This is a genomic window from Curtobacterium sp. NPDC092190 (genome assembly GCF_044755625.1).
Lineage (GTDB): Bacteria > Actinomycetota > Actinomycetes > Actinomycetales > Microbacteriaceae > Curtobacterium.
The window spans coordinates 258,085-272,885 of sequence record NZ_JBIVRJ010000004.1 but is presented as its reverse complement, the minus strand read 5'-3'; the positions used below and the strand labels follow the sequence as shown (position 1 = coordinate 272,885).

General features: G+C 70.2%; 13 protein-coding genes and 1 tRNA gene. 9 read left to right on the top strand and 5 right to left on the bottom strand.

Going from position 1 to position 14,801, the window contains the following annotated elements; all coding sequences use genetic code 11:
• Nucleotide 1: 1 nt before the first annotated feature.
• Nucleotides 2–997: a matrixin family metalloprotease gene (locus ACIQFY_RS11940; protein ID WP_400340221.1), complete on the bottom strand. Its 996-nt coding sequence runs from the start codon at nucleotides 995–997 to the stop codon at nucleotides 2–4.
• Nucleotides 998–1,270: 273 nt separating this feature from the next.
• Nucleotides 1,271–1,357 (bottom strand) — tRNA-Leu (locus ACIQFY_RS11935).
• A gap of 110 nt (nucleotides 1,358–1,467) precedes the next feature.
• Here ACIQFY_RS11935 and ACIQFY_RS11930 point away from each other — a divergent pair.
• From ACIQFY_RS11930 to pknB, 7 genes are all read left to right on the top strand, one after another.
• Complete coding sequence (locus ACIQFY_RS11930; protein ID WP_066651163.1) at nucleotides 1,468–2,148, top strand: DUF3662 and FHA domain-containing protein; 681 nt, start codon at nucleotides 1,468–1,470, stop codon at nucleotides 2,146–2,148.
• Nucleotides 2,145–2,714 (top strand): FHA domain-containing protein, encoded by a 570-nt coding sequence (locus ACIQFY_RS11925; RefSeq protein WP_400340220.1) that lies wholly within the window; start codon nucleotides 2,145–2,147, stop codon nucleotides 2,712–2,714. The genes ACIQFY_RS11930 and ACIQFY_RS11925 overlap by 4 nt, the downstream gene beginning before the upstream one ends.
• Nucleotides 2,715–2,721: 7 nt before the next feature.
• Nucleotides 2,722–4,107, top strand: coding sequence for a Stp1/IreP family PP2C-type Ser/Thr phosphatase (locus tag ACIQFY_RS11920; RefSeq protein WP_066651160.1), 1,386 nt, complete (start codon nucleotides 2,722–2,724; stop codon nucleotides 4,105–4,107).
• A complete protein-coding gene (locus ACIQFY_RS11915; RefSeq protein ID WP_326496030.1) occupies nucleotides 4,104–5,552 on the top strand; it encodes an FtsW/RodA/SpoVE family cell cycle protein in 1,449 nt (482 codons plus the stop codon). Before ACIQFY_RS11920 ends, ACIQFY_RS11915 begins: the two co-directional genes overlap by 4 nt.
• Entirely contained in the window at nucleotides 5,549–7,003 is a 1,455-nt protein-coding gene (locus tag ACIQFY_RS11910; protein ID WP_326496029.1) for a penicillin-binding protein 2, read from the top strand. Before ACIQFY_RS11915 ends, ACIQFY_RS11910 begins: the two co-directional genes overlap by 4 nt.
• A complete protein-coding gene (locus ACIQFY_RS11905; RefSeq protein ID WP_326496028.1) occupies nucleotides 7,000–8,736 on the top strand; it encodes a protein kinase domain-containing protein in 1,737 nt (578 codons plus the stop codon). The genes ACIQFY_RS11910 and ACIQFY_RS11905 overlap by 4 nt, the downstream gene beginning before the upstream one ends.
• A gap of 121 nt (nucleotides 8,737–8,857) precedes the next feature.
• Complete coding sequence (pknB, locus tag ACIQFY_RS11900) at nucleotides 8,858–10,696, top strand: Stk1 family PASTA domain-containing Ser/Thr kinase (RefSeq protein ID WP_400340217.1); 1,839 nt, start codon at nucleotides 8,858–8,860, stop codon at nucleotides 10,694–10,696.
• 124 nt (nucleotides 10,697–10,820) lie between these two features.
• Here pknB and ACIQFY_RS11895 read toward each other — a convergent pair whose 3' ends face one another.
• The gene (locus ACIQFY_RS11895) at nucleotides 10,821–11,465 is read right to left on the bottom strand and encodes an aminodeoxychorismate/anthranilate synthase component II (RefSeq protein ID WP_326496026.1); all 645 of its coding nucleotides are present in this window, start codon (nucleotides 11,463–11,465) and stop codon (nucleotides 10,821–10,823) included.
• An 82-nt stretch (nucleotides 11,466–11,547) separates the two neighbouring features.
• Here ACIQFY_RS11895 and ACIQFY_RS11890 point away from each other — a divergent pair, with 82 nt between their 5' ends.
• Nucleotides 11,548–11,802, top strand: a complete 255-nt coding sequence (locus ACIQFY_RS11890; RefSeq protein WP_022907010.1) for a cell division protein CrgA — start codon at nucleotides 11,548–11,550, stop codon at nucleotides 11,800–11,802.
• A 403-nt stretch (nucleotides 11,803–12,205) separates the two neighbouring features.
• Here ACIQFY_RS11890 and ACIQFY_RS11885 read toward each other — a convergent pair whose 3' ends face one another.
• Both ACIQFY_RS11885 and ACIQFY_RS11880 read right to left on the bottom strand, forming a co-directional pair.
• Nucleotides 12,206–13,072, bottom strand: a complete 867-nt coding sequence (locus ACIQFY_RS11885; protein WP_400340213.1) for a rhomboid family intramembrane serine protease — start codon at nucleotides 13,070–13,072, stop codon at nucleotides 12,206–12,208.
• 5 nt (nucleotides 13,073–13,077) lie between these two features.
• Nucleotides 13,078–13,617, bottom strand: a complete 540-nt coding sequence (locus ACIQFY_RS11880; RefSeq protein ID WP_066651135.1) for a peptidylprolyl isomerase — start codon at nucleotides 13,615–13,617, stop codon at nucleotides 13,078–13,080.
• A gap of 116 nt (nucleotides 13,618–13,733) precedes the next feature.
• Between ACIQFY_RS11880 and ACIQFY_RS11875 the strand changes: the two genes are divergently transcribed.
• A complete protein-coding gene (locus ACIQFY_RS11875) occupies nucleotides 13,734–14,309 on the top strand; it encodes a hypothetical protein (RefSeq protein ID WP_400340211.1) in 576 nt (191 codons plus the stop codon).
• Nucleotides 14,310–14,801: the final 492 nt, after the last annotated feature.

Here is a 14,801-nt window from a genome sequence, read left to right as displayed (position 1 = left end):
GTCAGTACCGGGCGTCGATGCCCAGGGCGTCCCCGAGCCCGAGGCTGCGCTGGGCGACGTCGCACGGCGCGGCCGCGGGCTTCATGACGAGGGCCGACGAGGCTGCGGTGTGGCCGAGGCCGTACGCGTGGCCCCACTCGTGCGTCGCGACGCCGCGCAGGTCGTACCGGTTGCCGGAGCACGTCGCCGTGGACGACCACGCGTACCGGGTCGAGTAGCGCTGGTCCGCCTCGACCGCGATGCCGTCCTGCGACCACACGCACGTGGTCGCGAGCGTGCGCGTGGGCAGGGAGCCCCAGCCGGTGACGCTCCGACGGTCGGGGTCCCCGCAGCCCCCGGTGCTCGAGACCGCGGGGGTCTTCGCCGTCGTGCTGACCCAGGTGTTCGCCGCACTCGACGTGATCGAGCGCCCGCAGGTGCCGAGCCGTCCGCTCCACGCCGTCGCACCCGCACGGATCGCCGCACGGTCCGCAGTCTTCGCTCCCGTCGGGTTCGACCACCACCGGACGTCCCTCGTCCAGCGGTACGCCAGGAGCGTGTACGACCGGTCGGTGCAGCTCGAGGCCGCAGATCCGGTGCCGGTCGAGGCCGCACCCGCACCGGCGTCGTGCCCGGCGGCGATGCGGCCCTCACGCAGTGCGAGCACCCGCCGGACGGCAGCAGGGGCGCCGGACCAGCGCCCGTCGACCGCCACGGCGATGCCTGCCGCGCCGGTGTTCGTCACCGAGGCGTCCCCGGGATCACCACCGGTCGTCGTCGCCACGGGCAGCGCGGTCACCGTCGTACCGGCGTCGGGCACCGCGAAGACGCGACCGTCGGGGAGCACGACCGAGCCCGACGCGACGACGCAGCCACCCGACAGCTCGGCGACCGTGATCCGGTCACCGCGGCACGACGGCGCGGCGTGCGCGGGGGCGACCCCGACGCTGGTGGTGACGACCGCGACGAGCGCGGTCCCGAGTGCGACCACGGCAGCGGTCACGGACGACGTCCGCATGGGTCCTCCAGGAGCAGGCGCACCGGCCCGACCCGGTACGACGCCGATCAGTGTGCGGAGAGCGGCAGCGGAGGGGCAACCCCCAGAACGGGCAGGCCGGCGGTCGCCACCGGGTCGGTGTGCCGACCCGGTCGGCGCGCCGAGGGGGACCCGATCCGTGCACGGCTGCGGCCGACGGACGGAGGTGGGACGAGCCTCCAGGCCGGTCGTGGGGAGCGTCGCGCCGGAACGCGGAACGGCCCCCGGATTCCTCCGGGGGCCGTTCCTCATACCTGGTGCGCGAGGGGGGACTTGAACCCCCACGCCGTTTCCAGCACACGGACCTGAACCGTGCGCGTCTACCAATTCCGCCACTCGCGCCAGCCCGGCAACACTAGCACGCGACAGAGGGTGCCCGTGACCACGCACAGACGGGCACGAGCGCCACCCACTACCATGCAGTGGTCCCTGACCGACGAACACGGAGACACATGGGCCTCTTGGACAGCTTCGAGCGAGGGTTGGAGCGCGCCGTCAACGGCACCTTCGCGAAGACCTTCCGCTCCGGCGTGCAGCCCGTCGAGATCTCCAGCGCGCTGCGGCGGGAGCTCGACACGAAGGCCGCCGTGGTCTCCCGCGAGCGGATCCTCGTCCCGAACGAGTTCACGGTGCGCCTCGCGCCACCGGACCACACGCGGATGAACGACATCGGGCGCCCGCTCATCGACGAACTGTCGCAGATGGTGCAGCAGCACGCGGTGGCCCAGAACTACTCCTTCTCCGGACCGGTCTCGATCACGCTGCAGCAGGACGGCACGCTGTCCACCGGCATCCTGCAGGTCGACTCGTCGACGGTGCAGCGTGACGTCGCCTGGGTGGCCGTGCTCGACATCGGATCGCAGCGCCACCGGCTGCACCGCGGCCGCACCGTGATCGGGCGCGGCACCGACGCGGACATCACCGTCGCCGACACCGGGACGAGTCGGAAGCACGTCGAGATCATCTGGGACGGCAAGCACGCGCAGGCCAACGACCTCGGGTCCACGAACGGGTCGAAGCTGAACGGCGAACGCTTCCAGCAGGCCATCGTCGAGCCGGACTCCACCATCGAGATCGGTCGTACCCGTATGGTGTTCCGGGTGATCCCGGAGAACGACGGAGGTGCGCGATGACCACGGGCCTGACCCTGCTCGTCCTGCGCTTCGCCTTCCTCGCGGTGCTGTGGCTGTTCGTGTTCGTCATCGTCTTCGCCCTGCGGAGCGACCTGTTCGGCCAACGTGTCCGCACCATCCCGACCGACCCGAAGGCCGGGGCGTCCGCACCGACGACGCCGACCGTGCCCGCCACCGCAGCTCCTGCCGCCGCAGCGCCCGGCGCGTTCACGGAGCTGATCGGCCAACCCGCGGGCCCGACACAGCAGCAGTCCGGCTCCGCACCGCCGACCGGCGTCGCGACGCGCCTCGTCATCACCGAGGGCTCCCGCGAGGGCATGGAGATGCCCCTCGGCGGCGGTCCGATCACCATCGGACGCTCCAGCGAGTCGAACGTCGTCATCCGCGACGACTACACGTCGACCAACCACGCCCGCCTCGACCTCCGCGGCGAGGGCTGGGTCCTGTCCGACCTCGAGTCCACGAACGGCACGTTCGTCAACGGTCAGAAGGTGACCGGCCCCGTGACCATCGCGGAACGGACGCCGATCACGATCGGGACGACGACGTTCGAGCTGCGGCGGTAACCGGGACATGACGGCTCGCACGCTGAGCGCCGCTGTGTCCCACGTGGGGCGCATCCGCGCCAACAACCAGGACTCCGGCTACGCCGGCACGCACCTCTTCGCCGTCGCGGACGGCATGGGCGGCCACGCCGGCGGCGACGTCGCGTCCGCGATCGCCATCCGCCGCATCCGCGAGGTCGACCGCGAGTTCCCGTCCGCGCACGACGCCGAGTTCGCCCTGCAGTCCGCGCTCATCGCCGCGAACCAGCTCATCACCGAGACGGTGTTCGAGCACCAGGAACTCACCGGCATGGGCACCACGGTGTCCGCACTCATCCGGGTCGGCGAGCAGATCGCCATCGCGCACATCGGCGACTCCCGCATCTACCGCCTGCGCGACGGCGAACTGCAGCAGATCACGTCCGACCACACCTTCGTGCAGCGACTCGTCGACAGCGGTCGCATCACGCCGGAGGAAGCCGCCGTCCACCCCCGGCGCTCGGTGCTCATGCGCGTGCTCGGCGACGTCGACGCCGCCCCCGAGGTCGACACCGCCGTCATGGACATCCAGACCGGCGACCGCTGGCTGCTCTGCTCGGACGGTCTGTCGTCGTACCTGGCCGAGGAGCGGATCCGGCACGCGCTCGCGTCGACCATGGACGCGAACCAGGTGACGCAGCGCCTGGTCAAGGAGACGCTCGACCACGGTGCCCCGGACAACGTGACCGTCGTCGTGATGGACGTCACCGACACGGAACCCGAGGACGACGACGCCGCCGCCACCACGGTCGGTTCCGCCGCGGCACCCCTGACCTTCGAGGCGTCGACCGGTCGCAAGCCGATCCGCCTCCCCACGATCCTGCTCCACCCCCTCAAGGTGAGCGCCGTGCCGGAGGACTCCCACTTCGAGCCCGAGTCCGACCAGTACTTCGCCGAGCTCATCGCCGAGGACCGCCGTCGCCGCATCCGGCGTCGCGTGGCCTGGTCGATCGCGCTCGTCGTCGCCGTCGCAGCCCTCGTGGGGGCGGTGTTCCTCGGTTGGCGGATCACGCAGGCGCACTACTACGTCGGCACCGACCGCGGCACGGTCGCCATCTACCAGGGCGTGCAGCAGTCGATCGGGCCGATCGCGCTGTCGGACGTCTACGAGGACACCGACATCTCGGTCACGTCGCTCCCGGACTACACGCGCGAGAACGTGCGGTCGACGATCAACGCGACCTCGCTCTCCGACGCGCGCGACATCGTGGACCGGCTGCGGAAGGCCGCCGAGACCGGCCAGGACCAGGCCGGCACGGGCGGCGATGCGGATTCGTCGCCGTCGCCCACCCCGACCCGGTCGGGGTCACCGTCGGGCAGCGCCTCGCCGTCCGGCAGCGCCTCGCCGTCCGAGAGCCCGGGGGACGGCCGATGAGCACCGCGACCGCGCAGTCCTTCACGCAGGCGATCACCATCAAGCTGCGGGAGCCGGCCCGCGCCCGGAACCTCGAGCTCGTGCTGCTCGTCATCGCGTGCGGCATCTGCGCCGGCGCGATGGTGCTCGTCCAGCTCGGCACCAAGGGCCGCATCTTCGACACCGGTGTGCTCTGGGTCGGCGGCGGGATCCTCGGCCTCGCGCTCGTCATGCACGTGGTGCTCCGCGTCGTCGCGAAGCACGCGGACCCGTTCGTGCTGCCCATCGCCCTGGTGCTCAACGGCATCGGCATCGCCGAGATCTACCGCATCGACGTGCACAACGGCCTGACCGGCTGGGACGCCATCGGGGTGAAGCAGATCGTCTGGACGATGCTCGCGATGGTGCTCGCGACGATCACCGTCGTCGCGGTCCGCAACCACCGGTTCCTGCAGCGGTACCGCTACATCTTCATGTTCGCGACGATCGCGCTGCTGCTCCTCCCGATGCTCCCCGGGATCGGGGCGAACGTCGGGGGCGCCCGCGTGTGGATCCGCATCGGCCCGTTCTCGTTCCAGCCCGGCGAGCTCGCGAAGATCACGATGGCGCTGTTCTTCGCCGGGTACCTCGTCACCGCCCGGGACTCGCTGTCCATCGTCGGCAAGAAGTTCGCGGGCATGACGTTCCCGCGCGCCCGTGACCTCGGCCCGATCCTGGTGATGTGGGCGTCGGCCATGGCCGTCCTGGTGTTCCAGCGCGACCTCGGCACGGCGCTGCTCTACTTCGGCCTGTTCCTCGTGATGATCTACGTCGCGACCGCCCGGCTCGGCTGGGTCGTCATCGGCCTCGGGCTGTTCGTCGGTGGTGCCCTCGTCGCGCAGTCGGTCCTGGTCTACGTGCGGGGTCGCTTCGAGCAGTGGCTCGACCCGTTCGACCAGGCGATCTTCGACCGACAGACCCAGGGCAGCTACCAGCTCGTCCAGGGCCTGTTCGGCTTCGCGAACGGCGGGATCACGGGCACCGGCCTCGGTCAGGGCCGTCCGTACATCACACCCGTCGCCAACGCGGACTACATCGTCGCGTCGCTCGGCGAGGAACTCGGGCTGATCGGCGTCTTCGCGATCCTCGCCCTGTTCATCGTCCTGGCGTCGCGGGGCCTCCGCGTGGCCTTCACGGCGCAGGACGACTTCGGCAAGCTGCTCGGTGTCGGCTTCGGCTTCATCATCGCCCTGCAGGTCTTCGTCGTCGTCGGCGGCATCACCCGGATCATCCCGGTGACCGGTCTGACCACACCCTTCATGGCCGCGGGTGGCTCGTCGCTCATCGCGAACTGGATCATCGCGGCGATGCTGCTGCGACTGACCGACTCGATCCCCGCAGAACAGCGCGTCCAGCAGGGCGCGGTCCCCGCCGCCCGTGGCCGTTCCGGACGCGGTGCGACGACCAGGAAGGAGCGCACCCGGTGAACCGACAGCTCCGCGGAGTCTCGACCGTCATCGTGCTCATGTTCGTCGCGCTCTTCGTGTCGACGACCTCGATCCAGTTCTTCGCCGCCGACACCCTGCGTGCCGACTCGCGGAACTCCCGCACGATCCTGGACAGCTACTCGACCAAGCGCGGCGCGATCCTGGTCGACGGCAGCCCGATCGCCGAGTCGACCCCCTCGGACGACCAGTACCAGTACCAGCGCAAGTACACGAACGGTGCGCTGTACTCCGCCGTGACCGGCTACTTCACGATCGGCCAGGGCAACACGGGCATCGAGAGCGCCGAGAACGCCGTGCTCTCCGGCAACTCCGACGCATCGTTCTTCCAGAACCTCAACGCGATCCTCACCGGTCAGGACGTCCAGGGCGACAACGTCAACCTCACCATCGACCCGGACGTGCAGCAGGCCGCGTACGACGCACTCGGCGAGAACAGCGGTGCGGTCGTCGCGATCCAGCCCAGCACGGGCAAGATCCTGGCGATGGTGTCGAAGCCGGCGTACGACCCGAACGCCCTGACCTCGCACGACACCGCGCAGGTCAAGCAGCAGTACGACGCCCTGCTGCAGCAGACCCCGACCCCGCTGCAGAACCGCGCGATCGGCGGCGACCTGTACACGCCGGGCTCCGTCTTCAAGCTCGTCGTGGCCTCCGCCGCGCTCAAGGACGGCAAGTACTCGCTCGACTCCGAGTTCCCGAACCCGTCGCGCCTGCAGCTGCCGGGCACCAGCTCGTACATCAACAACGCCGAGGGTGGCTCCTGCGGTGGTGGCGACACGGTGAAGCTCCGGACGGCGATCCAGTTCTCGTGCAACATCCCGTTCGCCGAGCTCGGCCAGAAGCTCGGGTACGACCGGATCAAGTCCGTCGCGGACGAGTACGGCTTCGGTGACGCGATCGAGGTCCCGATGCGCGCCACCGCGAGCCAGTACCCCGACGTCGACTCGACCGCCCAGCTCATGCTGAGCGCGTTCGGGCAGGCCAGCGTGCGCGTCTCGCCGCTGCAGATGGCGATGGTGTCGGCCGGCATCGCGAACGGCGGCAAGGTCATGCAGCCCTCGCTCGTCGACTCGATCACCACGAGCGACCTGAAGACGGTCGAGTCGTTCTCGCCGAAGCAGTACAGCGACCCGCTGTCCGGCTCCGAGGCCGCCGACCTGACCGAGGCGATGCAGAGCGTCGTGAGCGGCGGGACCGGCACCAATGCGAAGATCGACGGAGTCGACGTCGCCGGCAAGACGGGTACGGCGGAAGGCGGTACGGGTGATCCGTACACGCTGTGGTTCACGGGGTTCGCCCCGGCGAAGAACCCGGAGGTGGCCGTCGCGGTCGTCGTCGGGAACGGCGGCGGACTCGGGCAGTCCGGCGTCGGCAACACGGTCGCGGCCCCGGTCGCGAAGAAGGTCATGGAGGCGGTGCTGAACAAATGAGACCCACCAGCGGACTCACCTTCGGTGGGCGGTACCAGCTCTCCTCGCGGGTCGCGATCGGCGGCATGGGTGAGGTGTGGCAGGCGACCGACCTCGTCATCGGCCGGACCGTCGCACTCAAGATCCTCAAGGACGAGTACCTCGGCGACCCGGGCTTCCTCGAGCGCTTCCGGGCGGAGGCGCGCCACGCTGCCCTCGTCAACCACGAGGGGATCGCCAACGTCTTCGACTACGGCGAGGAGGACGGCAGCGCCTACCTGGTGATGGAGCTCGTCCCGGGCGAGGCCCTGTCCACCATGATCGAGCGGGAGCACACGCTGCCGGTCGACAAGGTGCTCGACATCGTCGCCCAGACGGCGAACGCCCTGCAGGCCGCGCACGCCGTCGGCCTGGTGCACCGCGACATCAAGCCCGGGAACCTGCTCATCACGCCCGACGGCCGCGTGAAGATCACCGACTTCGGCATCGCGCGCATCGCCGACCAGGTCCCGCTCACCGCGACGGGCCAGGTGATGGGCACCGTCCAGTACCTGTCCCCGGAGCAGGCGAGCGGCCACCCGGCATCGCCGTCGACCGACATCTACTCGCTCGGCATCGTCGCGTACGAGTGCCTGGCCGGGCGTCGTCCGTTCACCGGTGAGTCCCAGGTCGCGATCGCGATGGCGCACATCAACGAGCAGCCGCCCGCGCTGCCCGGTGACGTGCCCGAGCCGGTCTCGGCACTCGTGCTGTCCTGCATCGCCAAGAAGCCGGCGGACCGTCCGGCGACCGCGGCGAACCTGGCCCGCGCGTCCCAGGCGCTGCGGCGCGGGGACGTCGCCGCAGCGACCGTCGCCGTCCCAGCTGTCGGCGGCGCGGGCACCGTCGCGTTCAACCCGCCGCAGCGTCCGGGCAACGACGCGGCGACCGCGCTCATCGGCACGCAGGCCGGAGCCGTCGCCGGCCCTCCCGGCACGCCGCGGTCACCGGCAGCGCCGGAGGACGAGGAACCGAAGAAGAAGCGCGCCTGGATCTGGTGGCTCGTCGGGGTCCTCGCGGTGCTGCTCATCGGCGGCGCGATCGCCGCGTTCGCGCTCGGCGGTCAGGGCGAACCCGACCCGGCACCGTCCTCGTCGCGGCCGGCTCCCTCGCAGTCCGCGCCGTCGTCGACCCCGTCGCCGACCGCGGACCGGGTGTTCATCAACAAGGGCGACTACGTCGGCCGCAGCGCCGACGAGGTCCGGAACGAGCTCCAGGGCCGCGGCTTCGAGGTCACCGTGCAGGACGGCAGCCCCGCGCCGACCGCGGAGCAGGCCGGCACCGTCGCGGACCTCACCCCGACGGGCAGCGTCGTCGAGGGCACCCTCGTGACGCTCACCCAGTACACGACCCCGCCGACGGCCAACAAGCCGAACACCCCGACCGCGGGGACGGTGTCCGAGTCCGGCCAGGTCACCTTCAGCTGGTCGGGCGCGACGTGCCCCGACGGCTACGACGTGTCGAAGTACACGTGGACGGTCACGGGCGGCAAGGACGCCTCGGGAGCCACCTCCGGGGACACCAGCTCGACGGCCGTCACCATCCAGGCGGACGCCGTGGACGACGAGGTCTCGTTCACCTACACGGTCACGTGCGGCTCGCTCGCTGCCTCTGAGTCGTCCGACGCCGCGACGGCGACGTGGGAACAGGCGGAGGACCCGACGCCCTCGGGCACCCCGACCCCGACCCCGACCGGCCCGCAGGACGCCAACTGATCGTCACCCGAACGGGGGCTGTCGACACCGTTGTGTAACGGTTCGTCGGCAGCCCCCGTCGTCAGCGTTCGGGCAGGAACCCCTGCCGTACACTTGCCCGGACGAACATTCGGAGGAGTACGTGCCAGAAGGTGTGACCGCGGGGATCACGCTCCTCGCCGACCGCTACGAGATCGGTGACGTCATCGGTCGTGGGGGCATGGCGACGGTGCACGTGGGCACCGACACGCGACTCGGTCGCAAGGTGGCGGTGAAGCTCCTCAAGCCGAGCCTCGCCTCGGACCCGACCTTCCGGATCCGCTTCCGGCAGGAGGCCCAGGCGGCGGCCCGCATGGCGCACCCGACCATCGTGCGCGTCTACGACGCGGGCGAGGAGACGGTCACCGAGCCCTCCGGCGCCCAGGTCCAGGTGCCCTACATCGTCATGGAGCACGTCGACGGTCGCGCACTCTCCGACGTGCTCGACGACGGCCCGCTCGACCCGGCCGAGGCGGTCCGCTTCACCGAGGGGATCCTCACCGCCCTCGAGTACTCGCACCGCGCCGGCGTGGTGCACCGCGACATCAAGCCCGCGAACGTCATGGTGACGCACAGCGGCCAGGTCAAGGTGATGGACTTCGGCATCGCCCGTGCCATCACCGACACGTCCGCGACGGTCGCGCAGACGACCTCGATCCTCGGGACGGCCTCGTACTTCTCGCCGGAGCAGGCCCGCGGTGAGACCGTCGACGCCCGGACCGACCTGTACTCGACCGGCGTGCTGCTCTTCGAGCTGCTCACCGGCCGCCCGCCCTTCGTCGGCGACTCCCCGGTGGCCGTGGCCTACCAGCACGTGAGCGAGCAGCCGGTCGCGCCCTCCACGCTCGTGCCCGAGGTGTCCCCGGCGCTCGACGCGGTGACGCTGCACGCCCTGGTGAAGGACCGCACCCGTCGCTTCCAGACCGCCGCGGACTTCCGGACCGACCTGCAGCAGGCCGCCGCCGGCAAGGTCCCGGTGTCCACGCGCACGCTCCAGCAGAACGCGGCACACGACGCGTCCACGATGCTCTTCGGCGTGAACCCCCGCACCACCTCGAACCCTGCGGTGGCGTTCCGCGAGCTCGACGACGACGCGGCCGACCACCGACCGCAGCGCACGCAGAACCGCCCTCCGGTCGCCTGGATCTGGCTCGGCATCATCCTCACCGCCGCCGTCATAGCGGGCGTTGTGTTCTTCGTCGCGAACCTGCAGCCCGGCAAGGCACCGGTGTCGTCGTCGGTGTCCGTACCGAACGTCGTCGGCGCCACGTGGGACTCGGCGCGGACCGAACTCGAGAAGCGGGACCTGAGTGCCGTCGAGGTCGGCGAGAACTCCGACGACGTCACCAAGGACACGGTCATCCGGACCGAGCCCGGGGAGGGCACGAACGTCGCCCGCAAGCAGAGCATCCGCGTCGTCGTCTCCCTGGGACCGGAGCAGGTCGCCGTCCCGGACGTCGCCAACCAGACGCAGGACGCGGCGGAACAGGCACTGAAGGACGCCGGGTTCGCGGTCGGAGCGATCAACAGCGACTACTCGAGCGACGTGCCCGAGGGCACCGTGATGAGCAGCGACCCGGGGAGCAGCACGCAGCTGACGAAGGGTTCCGTCGTCAACCTGACGGTCTCCAACGGCAAGGTGCAGATGCCGGACGTCACGCAGCAGCCGATCAGCGCCGCCAACGAGGCACTCGCGAACCTCGGGCTGAAGGTCGTGGCGTCCCCGACCTACACGTGCACGGGCAGCACCGTGGTGCAGCAGAGCGTGCCGCAGGGCGACGTCGCGCAGGGCAGCACCATCACGCTGACGTACTGCGCAGCTTCGGCACAGCGGCCGTCACAGGCGCCGTCCGTCCCCGAGCAGGGTGGCGACGACAGCAGCGGCAGTGACGGTGGCGGCGGCGGGGGCAGCGGGACCGTCCAGGGCGGCGGCGGACAGTAGTCCACTCCGTCAGGTCGGCTGCGGCGGGCTCCGTCCGTCGGCCTGGAGGCACGCGGCACCATCCCCGCGGGCGTCGCCTGCGCCGGTGGTCATCGGACGCGTCGGCGGTCGTACCGCTCCGGCGTCAGGACCGGTGTTCGGCGATCAGCGGGTTGAGCGCTGCGGCCCGCTCGGCAGCACCGGTCAGACCGGTGGTCTCGAGCCAGTTGCCGACCATCCGGTACCCGCCCTCGGTGAGGACGGACTCCGGGTGGAACTGCACGCCGTACACTGGGTGGTCACGGTGCTGCACGCCCATGATCACCCCACCTGCGGTCCGCGCCGTGACGGTGAGCTCGTCGGGCACCGTCCCGTCGACGATCGCGAGCGAGTGGTACCGCGTGGCGGTGAACGGGTGCGGGACACCGGCGAAGAGCACGCTGTCGTCGTGGTCGACCTGCGAGGTCTTCCCGTGCATGAGTTCCTCGGCGTGGGTCACCGTGGCACCCATGGCCTCGGCGATCGCCTGGTGCCCGAGGCACACGCCGAGCAGCGGGGTCTCGGCATCGACGGCGGCACGCACGGTCGGGATCGAGACACCGGCGTCCGCGGGGGTGCCCGGCCCGGGCGAGAGCAGCACTCCGTCGTAGTCGGCGATGCGCTCGGCGAGCTCGTCCTCGGGGAACGCGTCGTTCCGGACGACGTCGGTGTCCGCGCCGAGCTGCTGCAGGTAGCCGTTGAGCGTGTAGACGAAGCTGTCGTAGTTGTCGACGACGAGGATCTTGGTCATGGTCGGATCACCGTACTCGTGGGGGATGTGCGCGGGCTGCTGAGGGTCTTCCCACAGACGTGGTCACGGTAGGATACCGGCCATGGCCAAGGACAAGGACCGCACCAAGCCCGCCCGGAGGACCCGAGCCGACTCGGTCGACACGGCGGGCGACCAGCCCAACCCCGTGTGGTTCAAGCCGGTCATGTTCGGCTTCATGCTCATCGGCCTGGCCTGGGTCATCGTCTTCTACATCTCGAACACGACCCTGCCCGTACCGTCGCTCGGGTCGTGGAACATCCTGATCGGCTTCGGGATCATGTTCATCGGGTTCCTCATGACCACGCGGTGGCGCTGACCGCCGCCCAGCATCTCCCGACGCCCGTCGTACCGCCAGGTACGGCGGGCGTCGTCGTTCGTCCCGGCCTGCCGGGCCCGTCCCCGCCCGGCCCGTCCCGTCCCGTCCCGGATCGGATCCCGGCTCGCTCTCCACAACCCCGACAGCACCCGGACGCATCCGTCCACACCCGGGACCGCATTCTCCACAGTTGTCCACACTTTCCACACAACCATCCACACCGTGGCCCCCGAGTTGTCCACAGGCTCGTCCACAGTGGGGATAATCACACCCGTGTAACTCACCGAGTTGTCCCCAACTGTGGAGAACTCACCGGAGGGCTGTGGAGAGCGGCCTCTGGAGACGCAGAACGCCCCGCCCCACACTGTGGTGGGACGGGGCGTTGCGTGCGGCGGCGAACTCGTCAGCCGATCGCGTAGCCACCGATGCTGATGTACGCGGCGCCGATCCCAGCCACGAGCAGGACCGCTTCGGCGACGAGCAGCCCGATCTGCAGGCCACGCTGCCGGACGTTCCGGGTCTTCGAGAAGACGAAGCCCGTGAGGAACCCGAGCACGATGCCGCCGACGTGGGCCTGCCACGAGATGTTGGTCCCGGGCAGGAAGCCGACGACGAGGTTGAGCCCCATGATGACGAGCAGCTGGACGGCGTTGTAGCCCAGGCTGCGCTGGATCACGAAGAACGCCGCGAACAGACCGAAGATCGCACCCGAGGCGCCGACCACCGGCGTACCGGGGGTCAGCAGGGACACCGCGAGGTCACCGCCGAGGCCCGCCAGGAAGTACAGCGCGACGAAGCGCCACGTGCCGAGGAGGTTCTCGAGGATCCGCCCGAAGATGAACACCGCGAGCATGTTGAACCCGATGTGGAAGATCGACGAGTGGACGAACAGCCCCGTGACGAGGCGCCACGGCTGTGTCCCGACCAACGGTGTCCAGTAGCTGAGCCACTGGTTGACGACGCCGCCGGACAGCAGGTTCAGCAGCCAGATCACGACCGAGACGGCGATGATCACCGTGGTCGCCTTCTGGTCCATCATCGCGAACCGACGGCGGGCGACGGTCAGGCCGCCCGGGGCCCCGGAGGCACGGCGGTTCGCCTGGAACTGTGCGCGCTGTTCACGCACGCACTCCGGGCAGTGCACGCCGACGGCCGCCGGTGTCTGGCACTCGGTGCAGATCGTCCGCCCGCACCGCTGGCACAGGATGAAGCTCTGCCGGTCCGGGTGTCGGTAGCAGTAGTTGTCCCGCCCCGGGGCCTGGTCGGTCACCGGGTTCAGACGTCCTCGACGTCGATGCTCTCGATGACGACGTCCTCGACGGGCTTGTCGCGACCGTCGGTCGGGACGCCCTCGATCGCGTCGACGACCGCGCGCGACTCGTCGTCGGCGACCTCACCGAAGATGGTGTGCTTGCCCTGCAGCCAGGGGGTCGCCACGGTCGTGATGAAGAACTGCGAGCCGTTCGTGCCGCGCCCGCCCTGGATGCCGGCGTTCGCCATCGCGAAGATGTACGGCTCCTGGAAGGTGAGCTCCGGGTGGATCTCGTCGTCGAAGCGGTAGCCCGGACCACCGATGCCCTGACCGAGCGGGTCGCCGCCCTGGATCATGAAGTCCTTGATGATGCGGTGGAAGACGACACCGTCGTAGAGCTTGTCGGTCGAGACCTTGCCCGTGCCGGGGTGCGTCCACTCCTGCTTGCCGGTCGCGAGGTCGACGAAGTTCTTGACGGTCTTCGGGGCGTGGTTGCCGAACAGGTTGACGCGGATGTCGCCCTTGTTCGTGTGGATCGTTGCGACAGCGGTGTGCAGAGACATGTGTCGATTCTCGCATGCACTCCTGACGGTGACACCGATCACACAGCCGACGATCCGTGACCTGTCAGGGTGCTCGGTGGCAGGATGGGGTCACGCCGATCCGATGGAGGTACCAGATGACGACGATCGAGATCCCGCGCAAGCGTCGGAAGCAGATCAAGAAGCTCAAGGGCAAGACGGCCTCGCTCCTCGGCGAGCAGCGCAAGGTCCTCGAGCACGCGAACGCGATCCTCGCCGAGGCCCGCACGCACGCTGCTGACGCAGCCCGGAAGGACATCGCCCCCCGCGTGCAGAACGCGATCGACAACGGGATCCGTCCCGCCGTCGCGACGGGCGTGCACGCAGCGACCTCGGCCGCGCACAGCGCGTCGCACCGCTTCCAGACCGAGGTCGTCCCCGGCCTCGTGGCGACCGCTGGTTCGGTGATGAGCGTGAAGGACCTCGCGAAGGACCCGCGCGTCAAGAAGATCGTGAAGGACGCCCAGAAGAAGGGCAAGAAGGCGAAGAAGGCCGCGGCGAAGTACACGCCGGGGCAGCAGAAGAAGGGCCTCGGGTTCGGTGGGGTCGCCCTCATCGTCGTCGGTGTGGTCGCCGTTGCCGGTGCCGCGTACGCCGCCTACCAGACGCTCCGCGCCGACGACGACCTGTGGGTCGCCGACGACGCCGACACGGCGGAGAAGCCCGCCGCCTGACCTCCCGGTTCGTACGAAGGGCCCCGGCACCGCGCCGGGGCCCTTCGTCGTCCCCGGCTGTCCCGTGCGCCGCAGAACCTGCCCCTGGCCCCGTGCGCGTGCCACCTGCCCCGAGCCGCGAACGGGCGAAATACGGCCCGCTCACCGCCGAGACTCGACGAGAAGAACCCCCTCGACGCCCCGCTCGCGGCACGTCCTGCCCGCTCGCCAGCCCCAGCCTCAGCCTCAGGCACAGCACCGGTCCCAGCCTCAGGCACAGGCCCGGCCCCAGCCACCAACTGGAGGCATGCCCCCCGTCCCGTCAGCCGCTGATGCGCCGTCGCGCAACATGCCGCGGTCGCTCGCCCAGGTGCCACGACATGCCGCGTCGAAGCACCACAGACGGCAGGTCGTGCGCCAGCGCCGGGCCGAACGCCCGCAGTGGCGACACCTCACGCCCGAAGACCACCGAGGCGACCACCCCACAACGGCCACACCTCACGCCCGAAGACC